1 protein-coding gene is annotated in these 211 nt (G+C 54.5%); it reads left to right on the top strand.

Annotated features, from left to right (window positions below; all coding sequences use genetic code 11):
* On the top strand, positions 1 to 192 hold a 192-nt coding region (locus LCF57_RS28440; RefSeq protein ID WP_226003319.1), incomplete at its 5' end, for a transposase.
* Positions 193 to 211: the final 19 nt, after the last annotated feature.

Here is a 211-nt window from a genome sequence, read left to right as displayed (position 1 = left end):
GGGAAACAGCTGTACCGTAAACGAAAAGAGACGATTGAGCGAAGCTTCGCGGATGCCAAAGAGCTCCATGGGTTTCGCTATTGCCGTTTGCGCGGACTTCCGAACGTCAGGGAACAAGCCCTCATGACGGCAACCGTGCAGAACATGAAGAAGATGGCGATCCACCTGGATCGCCTGGAGAAACAGGGGTAACACCCCGTTTCTCCCAGAT

This window comes from Paenibacillus sp. BJ-4 (assembly GCF_020404765.1).
GTDB lineage: Bacteria > Bacillota > Bacilli > Paenibacillales > Paenibacillaceae > Paenibacillus.
Note: the sequence above shows the minus strand (reverse complement) of the source record. Positions and strands in the feature narration are given on the sequence as shown.